This window comes from Campylobacter concisus (assembly GCF_001298465.1).
Lineage (GTDB): Bacteria > Campylobacterota > Campylobacteria > Campylobacterales > Campylobacteraceae > Campylobacter_A > Campylobacter_A concisus.
The window spans coordinates 1,779,618-1,799,001 of the sequence record NZ_CP012541.1; the positions used below are offsets into that span (position 1 = coordinate 1,779,618).

Annotated in this window: 18 protein-coding genes and 1 pseudogene; 3 read left to right on the forward strand and 16 right to left on the reverse strand. The window is 38.8% G+C overall.

What is annotated here, in order from left to right; genetic code table 11:
* Window positions 1-35: 35 nt before the first annotated feature.
* On the forward strand, window positions 36-1,805 hold the full coding sequence (locus CCON33237_RS09080; protein WP_054197309.1) for an aryl-sulfate sulfotransferase: 1,770 nt from the start codon (window positions 36-38) through the stop codon (window positions 1,803-1,805).
* A 35-nt stretch (window positions 1,806-1,840) separates the two neighbouring features.
* On the opposite strand, the gene CCON33237_RS09085 is transcribed toward CCON33237_RS09080, so the two are convergent.
* On the reverse strand, window positions 1,841-2,191 hold the full coding sequence (locus tag CCON33237_RS09085) for a hypothetical protein (RefSeq protein WP_054197310.1): 351 nt from the start codon (window positions 2,189-2,191) through the stop codon (window positions 1,841-1,843).
* Between the two features lie 75 nt (window positions 2,192-2,266).
* A complete protein-coding gene (locus tag CCON33237_RS09575) occupies window positions 2,267-2,470 on the reverse strand; it encodes a hypothetical protein (protein WP_141089922.1) in 204 nt (67 codons plus the stop codon).
* Window positions 2,471-2,713: 243 nt separating this feature from the next.
* Between CCON33237_RS09575 and ilvD the strand changes: the two genes are divergently transcribed.
* Both ilvD and CCON33237_RS09095 read left to right on the forward strand, forming a co-directional pair.
* Entirely contained in the window at window positions 2,714-4,387 is a 1,674-nt protein-coding gene (gene ilvD, locus CCON33237_RS09090; protein ID WP_054197311.1) for a dihydroxy-acid dehydratase, read from the forward strand.
* Window positions 4,388-4,467: 80 nt separating this feature from the next.
* Window positions 4,468-6,036 (forward strand): DNA recombination protein RmuC, encoded by a 1,569-nt coding sequence (locus tag CCON33237_RS09095; RefSeq protein WP_054197312.1) that lies wholly within the window; start codon window positions 4,468-4,470, stop codon window positions 6,034-6,036.
* Between the two features lie 29 nt (window positions 6,037-6,065).
* Here CCON33237_RS09095 and CCON33237_RS09100 read toward each other — a convergent pair whose 3' ends face one another.
* The 14 genes and pseudogenes from CCON33237_RS09100 to CCON33237_RS09160 form a co-directional block, all read right to left on the reverse strand.
* Window positions 6,066-6,356, reverse strand: coding sequence for a DUF5339 domain-containing protein (locus tag CCON33237_RS09100; RefSeq protein ID WP_054197313.1), 291 nt, complete (start codon window positions 6,354-6,356; stop codon window positions 6,066-6,068).
* A 101-nt stretch (window positions 6,357-6,457) separates the two neighbouring features.
* Window positions 6,458-7,102, reverse strand: coding sequence for a ferritin family protein (locus tag CCON33237_RS09105; RefSeq protein ID WP_054197314.1), 645 nt, complete (start codon window positions 7,100-7,102; stop codon window positions 6,458-6,460).
* A gap of 93 nt (window positions 7,103-7,195) precedes the next feature.
* Window positions 7,196-7,420, reverse strand: a complete 225-nt coding sequence (locus CCON33237_RS09110; RefSeq protein ID WP_054197315.1) for a DUF2798 domain-containing protein — start codon at window positions 7,418-7,420, stop codon at window positions 7,196-7,198.
* On the reverse strand, window positions 7,417-7,977 hold the full coding sequence (locus CCON33237_RS09115) for an NAD(P)H-dependent oxidoreductase (RefSeq protein ID WP_054197316.1): 561 nt from the start codon (window positions 7,975-7,977) through the stop codon (window positions 7,417-7,419). The genes CCON33237_RS09110 and CCON33237_RS09115 overlap by 4 nt, the downstream gene beginning before the upstream one ends.
* A 15-nt stretch (window positions 7,978-7,992) precedes the next feature.
* Complete coding sequence (locus CCON33237_RS09120) at window positions 7,993-8,895, reverse strand: tannase/feruloyl esterase family alpha/beta hydrolase (protein ID WP_234402288.1); 903 nt, start codon at window positions 8,893-8,895, stop codon at window positions 7,993-7,995.
* Window positions 8,896-8,934: 39 nt separating this feature from the next.
* On the reverse strand, window positions 8,935-9,192 hold the full coding sequence (locus CCON33237_RS09975; protein ID WP_223155507.1) for a hypothetical protein: 258 nt from the start codon (window positions 9,190-9,192) through the stop codon (window positions 8,935-8,937).
* 41 nt (window positions 9,193-9,233) lie between these two features.
* Complete coding sequence (locus CCON33237_RS09125) at window positions 9,234-9,914, reverse strand: putative quinol monooxygenase (RefSeq protein ID WP_054197317.1); 681 nt, start codon at window positions 9,912-9,914, stop codon at window positions 9,234-9,236.
* 16 nt (window positions 9,915-9,930) lie between these two features.
* The gene (locus tag CCON33237_RS09130) at window positions 9,931-11,367 is read right to left on the reverse strand and encodes a subtype B tannase (RefSeq protein WP_054197318.1); all 1,437 of its coding nucleotides are present in this window, start codon (window positions 11,365-11,367) and stop codon (window positions 9,931-9,933) included.
* A gap of 70 nt (window positions 11,368-11,437) precedes the next feature.
* The gene (locus CCON33237_RS09135; RefSeq protein ID WP_054197319.1) at window positions 11,438-12,208 is read right to left on the reverse strand and encodes an SDR family NAD(P)-dependent oxidoreductase; all 771 of its coding nucleotides are present in this window, start codon (window positions 12,206-12,208) and stop codon (window positions 11,438-11,440) included.
* On the reverse strand, window positions 12,205-12,846 hold the full coding sequence (locus tag CCON33237_RS09140) for an NAD(P)H-binding protein (protein ID WP_054197320.1): 642 nt from the start codon (window positions 12,844-12,846) through the stop codon (window positions 12,205-12,207). The genes CCON33237_RS09135 and CCON33237_RS09140 overlap by 4 nt, the downstream gene beginning before the upstream one ends.
* Window positions 12,847-12,875: 29 nt before the next feature.
* Window positions 12,876-14,021 (reverse strand): iron-containing alcohol dehydrogenase, encoded by a 1,146-nt coding sequence (locus CCON33237_RS09145; RefSeq protein WP_054197321.1) that lies wholly within the window; start codon window positions 14,019-14,021, stop codon window positions 12,876-12,878.
* Between the two features lie 74 nt (window positions 14,022-14,095).
* Window positions 14,096-14,770 (reverse strand): anaerobic ribonucleoside-triphosphate reductase activating protein, encoded by a 675-nt coding sequence (locus CCON33237_RS09150; protein WP_054197322.1) that lies wholly within the window; start codon window positions 14,768-14,770, stop codon window positions 14,096-14,098.
* A gap of 86 nt (window positions 14,771-14,856) precedes the next feature.
* Window positions 14,857-17,139: pseudogene (locus tag CCON33237_RS09155) on the reverse strand (ribonucleoside triphosphate reductase).
* Window positions 17,140-17,595: 456 nt separating this feature from the next.
* Window positions 17,596-19,383: an ATP-dependent nuclease gene (locus CCON33237_RS09160; protein ID WP_054197324.1), complete on the reverse strand. Its 1,788-nt coding sequence runs from the start codon at window positions 19,381-19,383 to the stop codon at window positions 17,596-17,598.
* Between the last annotated feature and the right edge of the window lies 1 nt (window position 19,384).

The window sequence follows — 19,384 nt, forward strand, 5'->3', positions numbered from 1 at the left end:
GTAAGATATCATTAAATTTTATTAAAGGAGCGAAAATGAGCAAGAATTTCTTAGGTTCTGTTGCCCTTGCGGCTGTTTTGGTTAGTGGTCTTAGTATAGGCATCACGCCACTAGAGGCTGGAGTCCTGGCTCATCACGTAAAGGTTCAAGGCGAGCTTGGCTCAGTCTTTATAAACCCTTACGACGTATCGCCGCTAACTGCTATCATCGATAGAGCTGGCAAGGATATCAAAGATATCCACGTCAAAGTAAAAGGTAAGCCAGATGGCGGTATCGACATCGATTATAACGTCTCAGAGCATGCTTTGCTTACGCATGATGGTGTGCCTATTTGGGGGCTTTACTCTGACTATCTAAATGAAGTAGTTGTAAGCTACACATTTAACGGAGCTAAAAAGGTAGAAACATATAAAATTTACGCCCAGCCTATCGTCACATATAGCCGTGATTTTAGATTTTCTCACATGCAAAAGACTCGCGTCAAAAAGGTCGATCCTGCCTTTAAAAACAGGCTCTATCTCATAAATAACACGATCACAAGCGTCTATAAACCACTTGATTGGAAAAATGGTGGAGCTGCTAGCTGGAACGACTTTACAGAAAACTACATCGTAGATACCAAGGGTGAGGTTAGATGGTATCTTGACTATCAAAAATTTTACGACCGCAGCGAGCGCAGAGTGATGGATGGAGGCATGATGATGGGCTTTCATCAGCTAAAAAATGGCGATATCAGCTTTGGCATGGCTCAAAGATATCTAAGATATGACCTTATGGGAAAAGAAATTTATAATCGCCCGCTTCCAAGAGGCTACATCGATCTAAGCCATGAAGTTATGCCATTAAAGAACGATCACGCACTTCTTAGAGTTGGCAAATACAACTACCACCACAAAGATGGCAAAATTTCTCACACCATAAGAGATCACATCATCGAGGTCGATAACACTGGTAAAGTGGTCGAAGAGTGGGATCTAAATGAAATTTTTGGCAACAACGTCTACCGCAGCAACCTCATAAAAGCGCTTGACGCAAGAGCTGTTTGCCTAAATATCGATATGGACGCAAAAGAGATAAAGATAAGCGACGATCAGCCATTTGGCGACATCACCTCTACTGGCACAGGCAGAAACTGGGCTCACGTAAATTCTATCTCGTATGATGAGAGTGACGATAGCATTATCCTCTCACTTCGTCACCAAGGCATCGTTAAAATCGGACGCGATAAAAAATTAAAATGGATACTAGCTTCGCCTGAGGGCTGGAGTGAAGAATTTAAAGCTAAAGTGCTAACTCCAGTTGACAGCAAAGGCAATAAAATAAAATGCGAAAACTCAAAATGCGAGGGCGAATTTGACTGGTCATGGACTCAGCACACCGCATGGCTAACGCCAAGATACGACAACAAAGGTAGCATAAAACACCTAAGTGTCTTTGACAATGGCGATGCAAGGGGCATGGAGCAGCCGGCATTTAAAGAGGATAAATACTCACGTGCGGTTGAGTACAAGATAGATGAGAAAAAGGGCACGGTTGAGCAGACTTGGCAGTTTGGCAAAGAGCGTGGCTTTGACTTTTATAGCGCAGTTACTAGCAACGTCGAGTGGCAAAAAGATAAAAATACCTACTTCATCTCAAGCTCAAACGTAAATTTGCTCCGTCCTGACAAGACTATCAAAATGGTCTTAGTTGAGATCGATCCAAAGACAAATGAGATCAAATTTGAGATGGATGTGGACTCTGCTTCAAGAGATGATGTCGCTTATAGGGCGATGGTTATTGATCCGGAGGTATTTAGTTATTAGCAGTATCTGGTGTGAGATTTTTCTCGCACCAGCTTTTAGTTGTTGTTTTGAAATTTGTAGATTGCTTCTTTGATTCTAGTAAGGTTAAAATTTATCGCTCGCTCTAGTTCTGGAAAGTCTATATCTTTATCCGCTTCAAATGCTTTTACCATTTCGCTTAGCTCTTTTGTCTCATCACTTGCAAGAACTGTGCTTTTAAAATTATCATCACCTATCTGGTCAAATTTTAAAAAGATCGATGCAAATTTATCTTTTAAAATTTCTTTATTTAGCTTTCTATTTTCCAAAGCCTTCTTTGTTCCGCCATTTTTATTACAGGTTCTAAATATCGAATCTATTGTTTCATTCACTTCATCAAGTAAAATTTCTATTTTTTCACTTTGCATATAAAACTCTCTTAACTATAAATTAAATTTAAAATAAAAGCTAAATCGCTCTTGTTTTGGAGATTAGAAGTTGTTTTACTTCTTCGCGTAAAAAGGAAAAATTAAAGTTGTATTTGTGAAGTTATTTTCATAAAAGTTTGCGCCAGAATTTAAAATTTTAGTTTGCATTGGCATCACTTTTATGCCCTCTGTTTTTGCGATCATTTTCTCATCCTTGTTAAAAAATTTTATCGCATTGTATAAATTTTCATAAGTCTTGTAAATTGTACCAGGGTACAATAAAGCCCTATAAATCAATATTTATAACACATTGATAATATTTTTACGTTATTATTTTGCATACTGCTTTGATTAAAATTACCGAAATTTCGTAGCTATTTAGCTCATCCTTTTTGGATAAATTTTACAAATTTAATGTGTTATTTATGTAATAAAAAAATTTTTAAATTCGCAAAATTTTTTTAAAATCTTTGATACTTTATATGTGATAAAATCCTCTCAAATTTTAAAAAAGGATCAAATTTGAGAAGCGATATAATCAAAAAAGGCTACACAAGAGCCCCACACCGCTCACTTTTGCGTGCTACTGGACTAAAGGACGAGGACTTTGATAAGCCCTTTATCGGCGTTGCAAACAGCTTTATAGAGATCATTCCAGGGCACTTTTTCTTAAACAAATACGCACAAATTTTAAAAGATGAAATTCGCAAAAATGGCTGTATTCCATTTGAGTTTAACTGCATCGGCGTGGATGATGGCATCGCGATGGGGCATGGTGGCATGCTATATAGCTTGCCTAGCCGCGAGATCATCGCAAACTCGATAGAAACTGTGATGAACGCTCACGCGCTTGACGCACTTGTTTGTATGCCAAACTGCGACAAGATCGTCCCTGGCATGGTTATGGGTGCTTTAAGGGTCAATGTTCCAACCGTGTTTGTAAGCGGTGGCCCAATGAAAAAGGGCTACACAAAAGATGGCAAGCCAATTGATCTTGCGACTGCGTTTGAGGCGGTTGGTAAATTTGAGACCAAAGAGATAGATGAGGCCGAGCTAAAAGATATCGAGTGCAACGCATGTCCAAGTGGTGGTAGCTGTAGTGGTATGTTTACAGCAAATTCTATGAACACGCTTTGTGAAGCGATGGGCATAGCCCTCCCTGGTAACGGCACTATCCTAGCGCTAACGCCAGAGCGTGAAGAGCTCATCAGGCAGGCTGCTCGCAGAATTTGTCAGATCGCCCTTGATGAGAAATTTAAGATAAGAAACATACTAAACGAAAAGGCGATCCGCAACGCGCTTGTCGTTGATATGGCGATGGGTGGCAGCAGCAACACCGTCCTTCACATGCTAGCCATATCAAGAGAGGCTGGCGTAAATTTAGATATCAAAGAGCTAAATAAGATCAGCCAAAACATCGCTCACATCGCTAAAATCAGCCCAAGTTTGCCAAACGTGCATATGGAGGACGTCGGTAGAGCCGGCGGTATGAATGCGGTGATAAAAGAAATTTCACGCAGAGATAACGGCATGCTAAACCTAGACAACCTAACAGTTAGCGGCGAAACTCTTGGCGAACGCGTAAAAGCAAGTGACATCAAAGATGAAAGCGTAATACATAAGGTAGAAAATGCCTACTCGCAGGTCGGCGGACTTGCCATTTTATTTGGAAATTTAGCCGAGCAAGGCTGTGTCATCAAGACGGCCGGTATCGTTGGCGAGCGTAAATTTAGCGGCAAAGCAGTCTGCTTTAACTCGCAAGATGAAGCCATAGCTGGCATCTCAAGCGGTAAAGTCGATAAAGGCGACGTCGTCGTCATCCGCTACGAAGGTCCGCGCGGAGGCCCTGGCATGCAAGAGATGCTAAGCCCTACTTCGCTCATCATGGGGCGAGGACTTGGCGCGGACGTGGCGCTCATCACAGATGGTCGCTTTAGCGGGGCGACAAGAGGTCTAAGTATCGGCCACGTAAGCCCAGAAGCGGCTGAGGGCGGCATGATAGGCTTGCTAAAAGATGGCGATATCATCGATATAGACGTCGATAAATACGAGATAAACGTTCGCCTAAGCGAGGCTGAGATCGCAAAGAGAAGAGCGGAATTTAAGCCAGTTGATAAAGCGCTAACCTCTCGCTGGCTAAGGCAATACCGCAAACTAGTCACAAACGCAAGCAACGGAGCAGTGCTAGAAGCATAAAAATTTACTATAAAAGCAAAGAGGCTACTCCTTGCTTTTGTAAAAAATATTAAAATTTCTTCATTTTTTAAGGATACTAAATGCAACAAGATTTCTATTTTTATGCTGCCATATTTTTAGGAGTACTATTTTTGATTGCGATATTTGTCATCTATTCATTTAATAGAGACAAATTCGAGCTAAAAAGAAATTTGACACAAAAAGAGCAAGAAAATTTTGAAATTTCATCAAATCTAATAAATTTAGTATCTAAAAATAGTGAAAATCTGCAACTAATTAGCGAGCAAAAAGCAAGGCTTATGTCAAATCATGAACGTATCGACGAGCTTATCAGTGAGATAGATACGCTAAAAGCCAAAATAGCACAAAAAGACGAAGCTGAAGATGCAATGGAGCGCGTGATAAATGAGCTTAAAGAGAGTATCGGAACGGCAAATGAACGAGCTAAGAATAACGAGGCAAATTTCACTGCAACTCTAGCCGAGCTAAATCAAAATAAAAATGCTTTAGTTGAAGCAAGCGAGAGAGAAAATAGATTAAAACGTGATATGGCTGTGCTTAGAAATGAAATAGAAGCAAAAGAAAATAGCCTAAAAGAGCAAGAGGCAAATTTATTAAAAGTAAAAAATGAGTTAAATTTGGAATTTTCTAATCTTGCAAATAAAATTTTTGAAGAAAAAAGTGCAAATTTCACACAAAATAGCCAAAATTCTTTAGATCTTTTACTAAAGCCGCTAAAGGAGCAAATTTCAACCTTTCAAGAGCGCGTAAATGCAGTCCACGACGAATCAGTTAAAGGCATGAGCGCGCTAGGAACGCAGATTAAGCACATAAGTGAGATTGGTATCTCAATGTCAAAAGAGGCAAACTCACTAGCCACTGCACTAAAAGGTAGCAATAAAACACTTGGAAACTGGGGTGAAATACAGCTTGAACGCACATTTGAGGCTTCTGGACTTGTAAAAGATGAGCATTACTTGACGCAACAAAATTTCAAGAACGAAGAAGGCAAACGTCTTATTCCTGATTTTATAGTAAAGATACCAGATGGTAAGCATTTAATAGTTGATTCTAAAGTCTCACTTATAGCTTACGAAAAGGCTATCACAGCCAGCAATGAGGAGGAGCTAAATTTAGCATTAAAAGAGCATATTGCTTCTATGAAAAATCACATAGATGGCTTAAATAGTAAAAATTACGGTGAGATCGTACCTGATAGTCCTGATTTTGTATTGATGTTTATACCAATTGAGCCAGCATATATCGAGGCTATGAAATTTGATAGTTCTCTTTTTGACTATGCATTTCAAAAGCGCGTAATACTAGTTTCTCACGCTACGCTTATGCCTATTCTTCGCACAGTGGCAAATTTATGGCGCATAGAGCGTGGCAATGAAGAGGCTAAAAATATCGTAAAGAGTGCGATTAAAATTTATGATAAAGTCCGCAATGTGACCGAGCATATGAATAGACTTAGCAATACACTAAATACTGCAAATAAACATTTTAACGCCCTTGCATCAAGTTTTAGTGGTAGAGATGGCCTTGTTAGTAGACTTGAAAATTTTAAACGCTTGTCCCCAGATGAGCAAAAAGATATAGAAGTAAAAGAGATCGGCGTAAATAACGAATTAGAAAAAGAGGATTAGGATATGGCTAGAAAAACTAGCCATAAAATTTATTTTAAAAGACCTTGTTTTTTCATTTGTTCCATTACTTGAGCAAACATCTCTTTAGCTTGTTTGCAAGTAGTGTCTTGTTGCTCTTTTGGAAGTGCAGCAAGTTGGTCCATTGATTGTTTCTTTTGATCTTCATAAATTTTTACTTGTTGCTCTTGACCAGCTTTTTTGTAAGCTTCGACCATTTTGTCGATGTCTGAGAAGTATGATTTGCAAGTATCTGTAAGATCTGCAGCGTTTAGGCTTAGTGCAAAGCCAAGAGTAGTTAAAACTAAAAGTGATTTTTTCATCTCTTTCTCCTTGTGAAAATTTGAAAGAATTGTATCATTTTTATAATATTTTATGACTTAAATTAATAGCCAAGACAAGCGTCTTGGCTATTTTTGGCTTTTTAGCCTAGAAATTCGCGTTTAAAATACTCTTTTGGAGCTTTGCAAAGTGGGCAAGCGCCTGGAGCTTTTTTGCCTCTATGAACGTGTCCACATACCTCACAAACCCAGATATCTTCCTCATCGCTCTCAAAAAAGCCCTCTTCATCAAGCATCTTTTTAAGCTCTAAATACTCTCTTTCATGCTCAACCTCGACCTTGCCGATCGCGTTAAATAGCCTCTCAACATCTCTTAGCTCTTCTTCTTTTGCGATCTTTGCAAAGTCTGGATACATCGTCGTATGCTCGTAGTTTTCGCCAGCTGCAGCGTCAAGTAAATTTTTATCCATCTTATCGATCGGATCGTTCATCATCTCGTGATATTTCTTAAACTCAGCCCTTGCGTGCCATTTCTCGTTTTCAGCTGCTTCGTAAAAGTGTCTGGCTATTGCGTGATAGCCTGCTTCTTTGGCTAGGTCGCCGTAAAGCTCGTACTTGCTTCTAGCTTGTGACTCGCCAGCAAATGCCTTCATTAAATTTACTGCTGTTAAATTTTCAGTCACACATTTCATCTCTTCGCCGCAACAGGTTAGTGTGCCGCCACCAACTTTTTGTACCTCGATCTCGTTGCCGCATTTTTCGCATTTGTATGTTTCATACTGTCTCATTTTGACTCCTATTTTGATAAATTTTGATTGGATTATAACCAAATAATTAAAATAAGTAAATAATAATTTTTATTGATAACGTATATTATTATTTTATTTTTTACACAAAATTTGCGTGAGTTTTGTTACAAATGGAGAGACTAGCAAAAGCACAGGATATGCTACCACAAAAGCTTTCATGTAAGCTATAAGCCAAATTTTAACAAAGCCATCAACAAAACCAAGGTTTAGATATGTCAGCACAAATGACATGAAAAAAGCCATAAATGCTGACATTATAAACGCAAAAACATATTTATAAAATTTTACTGGTATCATGAAATTTTGCCTATCAGCTCCCCTAGTCTCTTTGCATGATCAAGCGCCTTTTGCCTCATCAAAGCAAGCTTTGCCTCATCGTGTCTGCTTTGATATGATAGCCCTCCGCTATAAATATATCCTGCAAACTCCATGCCACAAGTATTTGCTAACGCCTTAAGCGGCGGTAAAAACTCCTCTATCTCATAGCGCTGAAGTGCTTCTTTTTTATAAAGCTCCTCAGGCGCACCAGAAGTAAATGAAAGCACTAGCTTCTTGCCACGTAGCTTATCTCCGCTGCTACCATGAGAGAAGCCATGAACTAGCACGTCTTCAAACCACTTTTGTAAAAGTGATGGCACACCGTACCAGAAAAATGGATAAACAAGCACGATCACATCAGCCTTTACTAGCTTTTCTTGCTCGGCTTTTACGTCTATCACGTAGTTTTTATAAAGCTCGCTTAGTATGTCAAATTTAGCCTCTGGCAAGTGCTTTTTTAGCTCGCCCAAGATTATCTTATTTGCAAAGGAATTTTCAAGGTCAGTGTGACCTGATACAACTAAAATTTCACTCATTTTTGCCCCTTAAATTTACTTGCAAACAAAGCTACTTGCCTTGCTCGCATCTGCGCCCACGTATGTGGCCACCTTTGGATAGGCACACACTAGAAATTCCTTGCCAGCGTAGGTCTTGCTTTTTGCTAGCATGCTCTTTGGCGCTTCGCCCTTTTCGTGCCACGCCTCAAGCGCACCTAAAGGATCCACGTCATCTATGCCGTTGCCGCCACCGCAGTGATTTAGCCCTGGCAGTGCAAAAAATGCCACGAAATTTTGGCTATTTTCATTATCAGCTTCTAGCTTTTTAAACCAGTCCCTTTGATCTTTTGCTGAGAAAACTGGGTCTGAGACGCCAGTTACTATGATGAGCTTGCCGCCATTTGCGCTAAATGTGCTAAGGCTTGTTGAGATGGCGTCATTTACCGCCGCAGTCTCGAAAGTCTTTGGCGTGTCTTTGTCAAAGTCGAAATTTATCGTGTCAAAATTTGGCTGCGCTGGTGTCAAAAAGTAGTAATTCACCGAGCCGCTAGAAAGCGTGATATTTCTAGCGTTTGGCTTGGCACTTTGCGAGTCACCTAGTTTCCATTGCCTCCAGCCCTCAGCGCTCACGCCTGAGTCGTAAAACCAGCCACTATAAATTTGCTCGCCCTTGCTGTTTTTAGCTCCGTTAAAGATTTTTTCGATTGCCTCTATCTTTTGCTTTGCTAATTTTAGACTTTTTGGATCAAATTTGCACGTTTCCCAAGCATTTATGATCCCATCTTTTAGTCCGTCCAAGTAGTCTAGCCTTGCTTGCTGATCTAGCCCAAACTCAGTCGTTGGCTCTGGGTGTCCTGAGTTTGTTGTAACGACCGCGTAGCCTCTAAGAAGCGCTGGCGTGGCTGTGCTTGTTCGTATCGGCACTGCACCAAGAGCAGGCACTAAAAAGCCGTCCATACCGCCCCCGCCTTGAAATAAAAATTTCTCATTCCACTGCTATGGCAGCCTTAGCTCGTAGTCGATGTCATACTCTTTGCCGTCCGAGCCTACGCGTCTATATAGCTTGCCATGCACCACGCAGTGAGGCTTTGCTTTGATATTATTTTTACTACCACCAGTTAGCGTGGACATCTTATCGGCTGATACTTCGCTACTCTCATTCCACACCGTATCTATCATCTCGTTGTTTAAAATTTTCACATCTTTTAAGCTCTCGCATCCTGTCTTATCAATGATAAAAGCCGTGCTGCACAAGTGCTAGTGCGTAAAAAGTGAAATTTTATTCATAATATCCCCTAAAATTTTACCTTACTAAACGAGATCTCATTTTTTAGACCAAAGCCGTCAATTTCGTCTATAAGCCCTGCCCGCTCTTTGGCGTAAACTTTGTAGTTTTCGCTGTGGCGGTAGCTCTCAAAGCTAGCCTCATCTTTGTAAATTTCAACCAGCACCCACTTGTTAGGCGCGTATTTTTGACTAAAGGCAAACTGCGCGTAAGCTCCCTCATCTACGCTTTTTTGCATATATTTTTTGATAATCTTTTCAAATTTCGCATCACTATTTGCCAAAAGGCTTAAATTTGTGATGTGAAAGTAGCTATCTTTTAGGCGCTCTGGGGTTAAATTTTTAGAAAAAGTAGCCCGTTTTTTCAAGCTTATAGCCTTTTTGCTAGCCAAAATTTCAGCGCTCGCACTTGCAAATTTCTTATAGTGCGCTGAAGCTACATGCTTTTTATAAGCTGTCTCGTCCTTGTAAAACTCAAGCACGTAAAATAACTCCGGCTTACTCTTTGCGCTCATGAAAAATATCGCCTGCGTTCCTGGTTCGCTCTTTGAGCTAAGAATATTTTCCCTGCCAAGCTCTTTTAGCAAAGTCTTGTTATTTGGCGTCGCAAGTAGCTCATGTAAGCTCACTTTTACCTCTACGCCAAAGGCAAAAGCCGCCAAAAATACTAATAAAAATAGCTTTTTAAACATAAAAATTCCTATAAATTTATCTTTCTATTACTCTTTTAATCCAAGCAAAAAGCTCATCAAGGTCGTAGTCGCCGCCATGTACTTGTCCCCATACCGCTTCGAAATCAACCTCTTTGCCAGCATTTTTAAGCGAGAGTGCGAGCATAGCAGGCACGGCAAGAGCTAGATCGGTGTCGTTTGTGCCCTGCCTTATGCGGTAAAATTTCGCCGCCTCTTTGTTTGTGGCGTAGCTCATCGCATTCATCATCTTTATGACGCCAGCATCCGCCATCTCGCCGCCACTTCGCTCTTTTGCAAATTTAGTAAAGTGCTTTGCAGGCGTTTTGCTGTCACCAAAGAGATCGTTTTCAGGGTTTTCTAGCCCAAATCCGTCAAAGGCAACCACCGCTTTGGTGCGTTTTAGCGAGGCGATGAAGTCTTCAAGCTTAAATGTATATCCAAGCGAGCAACCCTGCGTATCAAGAGTTATAAATTTAGGTATGAGCGTATTTTTGTCGCTGCTTTTTGTAGCGGTAAATGCCTTTGAGATGAGAGCGTTTATATACTCTTTGAAGCTACCCTCGCCATTTTCATCAAGGCTTAGTGCGTGGCCTTTGGCGTCTTTTAAATTTAGCGAGTTTAGATAGGCTGGGAATTTACTCTTTAGCTCGCGCGAGAGCTCTTTTTGCGTGGCGTTTAGCTCGCCTTTGATCATCTTTGGCTTTTTGCCTCTGTCGTTAAAAGTGCTCGCATCAAAGCTTGAAAAATCAATACTTTCAAATTTATCCAAATCCCCAAACATCCACTCATACGCCTCGTCTTCATGCTCCAAATTTGTAACAGGGCAGTAAGCTGAAGCGGCATAAATTTGATCGTCCGCCTTTGCAGCGCCTAGCTCTTTAAGATATGGCTCATACTCTTTTGCGCAAGCGCTCGTGCCTAGAAGTGCCGACATCGCGCCACCTGTGCTCGTACCATTTGAGATGATTTTATTTGCGTCGCCTGGCATAATTTTGTCGTTAAATTTAAGATATCTAACAGCCGCTTTTAGATCGATTATCGTAGCTGGGGCTTTGCCGATGAAGCGCTCGCCCTCTTTTAGCGTCCTGCCTCTAGCGCCAACGCTCGCCACGACATAGCCTCTAAGAAGCGCTTCGAGGGTGGCATTTGGTTTTTCGTTTTGGATTTCTGGCTTTAAAGGCATTGCTGGCATGTAGCCACCTATCGCATTTGGCATAAAAATAGTTGCCTTTTGGTCGCTAAATTTACCCTCTGGCACATAAAAATTTAGCACCTCATAGTCGCTAGCTGGCTTTGCCACATAGACTATGCCCTCATAAGCTCTAAATTTAAGCGTCCTCTCGCCAACTTGCACGCTTTTTAGCTCAAATTTCTTTTCATCAAATTTAAGCTCGCCGCCAAAGCAAGCGCCTACCAAACAAACCCCTAAAATAGCAACTCTAACGCATTTCATGATCTGCCTTTTTATTTTGTCCTACTTTTTGTTTCGCTAGCCTTGGCGTAGGCTACCAAGGCTTTAAGGCCTAGTTATCTTTTGGCTTATACTTGATCGCATAGTCAAATTTAGGCTGGTGCAGTGAAAACTCAAAGCTATCTCTATCGACCGAGCCAACGCAGTAGTGGCTATCATAAAGGCGTAGCAAAAACTCCGCCATCTGTTCGCTCGTGTGGTACTTTTTAAACGCTTTGTCGTAGTCGTAGCTCTCTTTACTGGTTGCCACCATGCCAAATTCTGTTTTTGTGGCAGCTGGAGCTAGCACTTTTGCTTGCATCTTTGCCTGCTTGTCCTGTGCTAGCTCGTGGTAAAGCCCCTCACTAAAGGCACTTACGAAAAATTTACTAGCGCAGTACGTGACCGCGTTTGGCACGATCTTGTAGCCACCTATTGAAGAGATATTTATAAGCTGCGTATCTTTGTCTTTGTATTTTTTAGTAAAGAGCGTTGAGAGCGTGACAAGGGAGATGATGTTTAAATTTATCATCTGTGTGATTTTTTCTAAATTTTGCTCGCCGACCTTGTTATAGTCGCCAAAGCCAGCGTTATTTATAAGTGCTTTTAGTTCAAATTTTTCTAATTTTTGCCAAAGAGAAAGAGCATTTTCTTGTTTTGAAAGGTCGCAAAGCTCTATCACCACATCGACATTTGCAAATTTAGCTATCTCGCTTTTTAGCTCCTTTAAAAGCTCGCCACGCCTTGCAATAAGGATCAAATTTTCCCCACGCCTCGCAAATGCCTTTGCCACGGCCGCTCCTATGCCTGAGCTTGCTCCAGTGATGGCGATATATCTTTTCACTTTGCATACTCCATCGGACTATAAATTTTGACACCCTCGCTGTGGTCATCTTGCGCTACTTGCACGATCACTTTAGCGATATCAGCCGCCTTCATCGGTCTATACTCGTCAAAAAAGCCTTTTGGGATAAATTTAAACGCCTTTATCGCCAGATACTCACCAAGCCTAAAGTCCTTTCTCTCAGCCTCGATAAGTGGCAGTCTGGCGATATGAAATGAGCTATATCCAAGCTCTTTTATCTTTGCTTCTGCTTGACCTTTTGCCTTTAGGTAAAACGAGCCTGACTTTCTACTAGCACCTGCAGCCGAGAGCAAGACAAAACGTTTTGCACCGCACTCCAAGCCAAATTTCGCAAAATTTATCGGATAGGTCACATCGACTTTATAAAACTGCTCTTTGTGCTTTGCTGCTTTCATCGTCGTGCCAAGCGCACAAAATACGTCATCAGCGATAAATGGCACCTCATCTTTTAGCTCATCAAAATTTATTACTTTTACTTCAAGCTTTTCATGAGTAAATTTTAGCTCGTGCCTAGCAAGGGCGATAACCTTGTTGTAATGCTCGCTCACGCATAAATTTTTTAAAATCTCACTTCCCAAAGCACCGCTAGCTCCAGCTATAAGGGCGATCTTTTTCATATCTTTCCTTTGTAAAATTTAGATAAATTCTATCTCGCTAAGGCAAAAATTTCACTTATTGCCTCTTTTGTATAAATTTGCTCTAGCCTCCTACCTTTCGCATAGTCATAAACTAGAGCCATGATCTCGTCTAAATTTGTATCATCAACTCCGATTTCTATAAGGCTTGTAGGTGTGCCAATCTTGCTAAACCACTCTTTTAGCTTCTCTATGCCTGCATCTGCGTCATCCACGCCAAAAATTTCTTTGCCAAAGCGCTTAAATGCCTCTAAATTTCTACTCTTATACCACTTCATCCAAGCTGGCATCACGACACTTAGCCCAGCTCCATGCGCACAATCAACCACTGCACCTATGGCGTGCTCGATCATGTGATTTGGATAAGAGTAGCCAGCTGTGCCAACGTAAGTTAAGCCATTTAGTGCCATCGTAGCAGCCCAAGCAAACTCGCCTCTAGCATCGTAATTTTCTGGCTCTTTTAGTAAAATTTCAGTCGTTTTCATAACGGTTTTTATGTTTGCTTCGATGTATAAATTTATGATCTCAGGCTGAATGCTAGCCGTAAAGTATCCCTCAATACTGTGAGCGATGATGTCAGAAGCTGAATAGACCAAATACTCCTTGCTCACGCTTGCTTGAAGTAGTGGATTTATCACTGAAACTTTTGGGTAAAGACAAGCGCCGTGCATGGCAAATTTCTGTTTCGTGGCTTCGTTTGTGACGACCGAGCCGCCGTTCATCTCTGAGCCAGTTGCAGCTAGAGTTATGATGTCAAATATCATAAGCGCATCACTTGGATCCTTGCCGGTAAAAAAGTCCCAAACGTCGCCGTTATATTTAACTCCAGCAGCCACGGCCTTGGCCGTGTCAAGTACCGAGCCACCACCTATGGCCAGCACGCTATCGACACCTTGCTTTTTAGCTAAATTTATAGCCTCATTTACCTTGCTTAGCACTGGATTTGACTTCACGCCACCTATCTTGCAAAACTCGATGCCATTTGCACTTAGGCTCTTTGCTGCGACATCAAAAAGGCCATTTTTTATGATCCTATCGCTACCATAGATGATAAGCGTCTTTTTAACGCCAAATTCTTTCATATATTTGCCGATATTTTGCTCTTTGTCTTTGCCAAATTCTATTTTTGTAGGGTTTAAAAAGCTAAAATTTTGCATAGTTTCTCCTTATTAGTTTTAATGATTATAGTTTTGCAAAGCAAAAATTTTTGTTAAAAATAATGAGTAGAAATTTAAAAGTTTCTTAGTTTGATAGGAAGTTTTGAGATGATTTTTTTATGATCAAAGCTACTTTTAGCATCAACTAAATTTCCAAAATTTTCACCTGTGCTAAGGAATTTTTGTAAATAATAATTTCCTCTATATCCAAGGTTATAAAGAATTTCAGACATCAAAGAAATATCTGCTTCATCTAAAAAATCTGCATGCACGGTTGTTCTTACTTCAAAATCGAAATTTATCTCAAGCAGATATTTTAGCGTGCTAATAAATTTTTCATATAAATTTGAGCCAGTTACGCCCGTAAATTTCTCTTTTGGCGCTTTAAAATCAAGTGCGATATAGTCAATCAGCGCTTCACCTATCGCCTCTTTTAAAATCTCAATATGAGAGCCATTTGTATCGACCTTTAGGCAAAAATTTCTTGACTTAACCTCTCTTGCAAGTTTTAAAAACAAAGGATTTGCCGTGCATTCGCCACCGCTAAAGACGATGCCATTTAGCTTACCTATGCGGCGGTCTAAAAAGCTACAAACCTCATTCATTTCTATATTGCCATTTGAATTTACAACTTCTATATTGTAGCAGTACACGCATCGCATATTACAGCCTGCAAACCAAACTACCGCAGCCACTTTGTCTGGATAATCAAGCGTAGTAAATGGCGTTATACTAAAGACTTTATGCAAATTTATGGACCTTTTGAGATTTAAAAGGCACAGAAGATTGTGCCTTTTTTATTTGAGTTTTTTTATATTTTTATTGGCTGCGGTGATTATCTTTTGCAGCAACTTGCGTATTCATCAAATTTAATACGCTCTTTATGCTCGCCTTTTTTACCAAGGTTAAAGCTCTCAACTGGGCGGTGATAACCCATAACACGAGTATAGACTACGCATTTTGTGCGTTTGTCTTGTACTTTTTCCAAAATTTCTTTTTCTGTCATTTCCTCTCCTTATTTGGAATTGTTCTTCTCTTTTTCTATTAATTCTGCATCACAAAGTGGACAAAATTCATGCTCTCCAGCAATGTATCCATGCTTTGAACAAACGCTAAATACAGGCGTTATCGTGATATATGGAAGCTTATAATTTGAGATTATGCTCTTTACAAGCTCCTTGCAAGCTTTAGGTGAGCTGATCCTTTCTTTCATATAAAGGTGAAATACTGTGCCACCAGTGTATGAAGTCTGAAGATCATCTTGCAAATCAAGTGCCTCGTAAGCATCATCTGTAAAATTTGCTGGAAGCTGGGTTGAGTTTGTGTAGTAAATATTCTCCCCGCCACCTGCTTGGATGATGTCTGGATAGCGCTTTTTATCCTCTTTGGCAAAGCGGTACGTTGTGCCTTCAGCTGGAGTCGCCTCAAGGTTGTATAAATTTCCAGTCTCTTCTTGAAATGTCCTTATCTTGTCGCGCAAAAACTCGACCATCTCAATAGCAAAATCACGTCCAAATTTTGTTGAGATATTCTCCTTATCATTTGTGAAATTTCTAAGAAGCTCGTTCATGCCATTTATACCGATCGTGCTAAAGTGGTTGTTAAAGTGCTTTAGATATCTAGCCGTATAAGGATAAAGCCCTCTGTCATACATCTCTTGTATAAATTTACGCTTCTTCTCTAGGGTTGATTTGGCTAGTTCTAAAAGATAGCTTAGTCTATTATAAAGTGCGACCTTATCGCCTTTGAAGTTGTAGCCTAGGCGGGCTAAATTTATAGTGACGACGCCTATCGAGCCAGTCATCTCAGCACTTCCAAAAAGACCGCCACCGCGCTTTAAAAGCTCTCTTAGATCAAGCTGCAAGCGGCAGCACATAGAGCGCACATGACCTGGCTTGTAGGCGTTTTCGTTTTCTATCTTGTTGCCATTTTCGTCGTAAGTGTATTGCGAGCCGATGAAATTTTGAAAGTAGCTTGAGCCCATTTTGGCGGTATTTTCAAAGAGCACATCCGCTACTTCGCTATCCCAGTCAAAATCCTCTGTAATATTTACCGTTGGTATCGGAAATGTAAAAGGCTGTGAGCACTTATCGCCAGCTGTTAAAACCTCGTAAAATGCCTTATCTATGCGTGCCATTTCAGGCTCGAAGTCCTTGTAGGTCATATCGATCAAATTTTTCCTGCCACGCTCGTTTGCTTTTTTCAAAATTTTCTCATCTTTTACATTCGTAAAGAGGTGTATATCATCGCTCGTTGGGATCTGATCTCTTAGGTCGCTTGGGCATGTGATATCTATGGTTACGTTTGTAAATGGGCTTTGTCCCCAGCGTGCAGGTACATTTAAGTTAAAAATAAAGCTAGTTATCGCCTTTTTGATCTCAGCATCACTTAGATCGTCTTTGAAAACATAAGGCGCAAGGTAGGTGTCAAAGCTAGAAAACGCCTGAGCGCCAGCCCACTCGCTTTGCAAAATTCCTAAGAAATTTGCCATTTGATAAAGCGCTTCTCTAAAGTGCTTTGGTGCTTTACTCTCAACTCTGCCACGAACGCCGTTAAAGCCCTCGTTTAACAAAGCGCGCAAGCTCCAGCCAGCACAATATCCTGTAAGGCAGTCAAGGTCGTGGATGTGGTAGTCACCATTTCTGTGAGCAAGACCTTCTTCTTTGCTATAAACAGCGTCTAGCCAGTAGTTTGCTATGACTTTACCAGCGGTGTTGTTGATGAGTCCTGCGTTTGAGTAGCTTGTATTTGAGTTTGCAGAAATTCTCCAGTCGGTGCCGTTTATATACTCATTTATCGTTTGGGTTGAGTTTATGTAGGTCGTATCTTCGTTTAGCCCTAAAATTTGCTCACGTTGAAGCTTATGCGTGTGGCGGTAGAGCATAAAGCTCTTTAAAACGTCGAAATATCCACTATTAAATAGCTCTTTTTCGATCGCATCTTGGATGTCTTCGACTGTTATCGCGCTTGACTTTTGAAAGATATCTTGGACAACATTTGTAAAAACTTTCTCATCATAAGCTAAATTTTCGCTAGCAAATGCTTTTTTTATCGCATCTACTATCTTATATGCCACAAATTCTTGTCTTGTGCCATCTCTCTTCAAAATCTCAGGCATTACTCGCTCTTTCTTCTAAATTTTTCAATATAAAGTTTAAAAGTATAGGACAAGAAAGCTTAAACAATAGATAACTATTTTATTTTGTTTAATAATATTTATCAAAAAATATAAAATTTTGGAAAGTTCTCTTAAATATATTTTCATGTATTATAAGTATTTTAAACTAAAATTTGATTATTTTACTTAAATAATTTTTTTAGTTTTAGTTTTTAAAGTATTATATTTAAAAATTTTACAAATCAATCAAGCTTATTTGAGTATCATTTCAGAAATTTAAAAAGATAAAAATGACTTAGATGAATATACAAATAGCAAATATCTACTAGTCTTAAAGTGGATCGCTATCAAGAAAAACTATATAATACGATATTTTTAAGCGATAAAATAAAGCATGGATTATGATTGCATGCAAGCTATAAAAAAACGGCACTATAAATCTATTACATTAATTTTCTAACTACCTAATTTATCTTTGATCTTTTGAATAAAGTCAAAATATTCTTTTTTTATATTTTCTTTTTTAGCATTAATTGCTAGTGCATTTTTTATCTCTTGCCTTTTTTCTTTATCTTGACTTACGGCTTTATCTATATTGTCAATACTAGATTTCTTTTTATCGTATTCATAGTTTTCATTGTACTGTTTGATTTTAGCTGACAAATAATCTGCTTCATAAAAATCTTCAAGTGTTTTTATTTTATTGGATTTATCGCAAACTTCATCATACTCAAGCCAATTTTCTTTTAAATCAGGAAAATCTTTTTCAAAATCTTTTCTTTTGTTCTTTGAAGTTTCATCACTGTCGGATACTATAAGGAATTTTTTGCCAGTTAGCATTATCATTGTAGTTAATGTATTAACTTCTTTTATACCTCCCATATAAACTAGACCACAATCTTTAAAATCCTTATCTTTATAAGTGTTTTTAAACACTTTATAATCCGTATATCCTTCAAAAATAATATTTTTTGACTGTATACTTTCAAGTATATGACTTCCAATTGCTCTTTTTAAAAGTTCGTCTTCTTGAAACGGCGACTTGTCTTGCGTGACTGTTTCTGAAATATCGTCCTTTCTTTCTATAACTAGATGTCTCTCTATACACTCGTTATCTATCATAAAAGGAGAATGTGTAGAATAAATTACAATATCTTTTTCTGAAATTTTTAATAATTCTTCTTTTAAAAATTTTGCACTAGTTGGATATAAAAAAGCATCTGGTTCATCAAATAAGATTAATCTATTATATTTTCGTGTTCTAGATTCGATCGACAACATAAGTAATATTGCTATAAATCTTTTAAAGCCATCACTTCTATCTTCATTAGAATAAAACTCTTTTTCTTGTATTCGTATATCAAACTCTTCACCATCTTTTCTTATAACAAACTTTATATTTTTTAAGTCGGGCCATATTTCTCTAAATTCTTTTGTTGCTTTATTAGATATATTGTCTAAAAAGCTATGTAGTCCTTTATCTTTTTTGGCTGCATTTTCAATATCTTGTTGAATATCTTTTATATTGCTTAAATAAAAAATATTTTTTAAAGGCATACATATGTCTGGGTTATTTTTAAAGTTTTCTATATTTACGTTAGGTGGTAATAAATGACTATCGCTATACTCCCAAAATATAGCTCGCCTATAAATATTTTCCATGGGCTTTATATTTTTTATTATTTCAAACACAATTCTCTCTATGTAATCATATGTCAAAGGCTCAAGCAAAGGACTATTACTTTCACCTTCTAATTTTGTAATTTGTCGATTATCTGTACTATAGTAGAATAAGTTAGATACTTTATATTTATCATTTAATTCTTCATATTTCCAGTAGGTTAAGCTCGGTGTATCATTATCTTTTATACTCAATGTTAATATCATTTCACCAAAAGCTTCTTGAATAAAGCTTTCAATACTTAAATTATTTTCAAAAATATCTAGACTTTCTATATGATATTCTTCGATTAATTTTTCTTTAATATCACTAATGTCTTTTTGTGTAAGCTTAAAGATAGCATCAATACAATATTCATCATTATCCGAAGCTGTTTTTCTTTGATCTTTTATGCTAACCTTATATCCATTAAATACTGCAGATATGGCTTTTAATATATTACTTTTCCCTGCTTCATTTTTTCCTACTAAGATTAGACATTTTTTCCCATTTTTTTCTTCGATACTTATCTTTATATCTTCTATAGAACGAAAATTTTTTATTTCAAATCTATCTAGTTTCATA

Bases quoted from the DNA above. Each gene is read 5' to 3' on its own strand.
- CCON33237_RS09120 (WP_234402288.1), bottom strand. From the start codon at position 8,895: ATGGACGGCTTTTTAGTGCCTGCTCTTGGTGCAGTGCCGATACGAACA.
- CCON33237_RS09130 (WP_054197318.1), bottom strand. From the start codon at position 11,367: ATGAAATGCGTTAGAGTTGCTATTTTAGGGGTTTGTTTGGTAGGCGCT.
- CCON33237_RS09125 (WP_054197317.1), bottom strand. From the start codon at position 9,914: ATGTTTAAAAAGCTATTTTTATTAGTATTTTTGGCGGCTTTTGCCTTT.
- CCON33237_RS09140 (WP_054197320.1), bottom strand. From the start codon at position 12,846: ATGAAAAAGATCGCCCTTATAGCTGGAGCTAGCGGTGCTTTGGGAAGT.
- CCON33237_RS09115 (WP_054197316.1), bottom strand. From the start codon at position 7,977: ATGAGTGAAATTTTAGTTGTATCAGGTCACACTGACCTTGAAAATTCC.
- CCON33237_RS09085 (WP_054197310.1), bottom strand. From the start codon at position 2,191: ATGCAAAGTGAAAAAATAGAAATTTTACTTGATGAAGTGAATGAAACA.
- CCON33237_RS09105 (WP_054197314.1), bottom strand. From the start codon at position 7,102: ATGAGACAGTATGAAACATACAAATGCGAAAAATGCGGCAACGAGATC.
- CCON33237_RS09100 (WP_054197313.1), bottom strand. From the start codon at position 6,356: ATGAAAAAATCACTTTTAGTTTTAACTACTCTTGGCTTTGCACTAAGC.
- CCON33237_RS09080 (WP_054197309.1), top strand. From the start codon at position 36: ATGAGCAAGAATTTCTTAGGTTCTGTTGCCCTTGCGGCTGTTTTGGTT.
- CCON33237_RS09110 (WP_054197315.1), bottom strand. From the start codon at position 7,420: ATGATACCAGTAAAATTTTATAAATATGTTTTTGCGTTTATAATGTCA.
- CCON33237_RS09145 (WP_054197321.1), bottom strand. From the start codon at position 14,021: ATGCAAAATTTTAGCTTTTTAAACCCTACAAAAATAGAATTTGGCAAA.
- CCON33237_RS09160 (WP_054197324.1), bottom strand. From the start codon at position 19,383: ATGAAACTAGATAGATTTGAAATAAAAAATTTTCGTTCTATAGAAGAT.
- CCON33237_RS09095 (WP_054197312.1), top strand. From the start codon at position 4,468: ATGCAACAAGATTTCTATTTTTATGCTGCCATATTTTTAGGAGTACTA.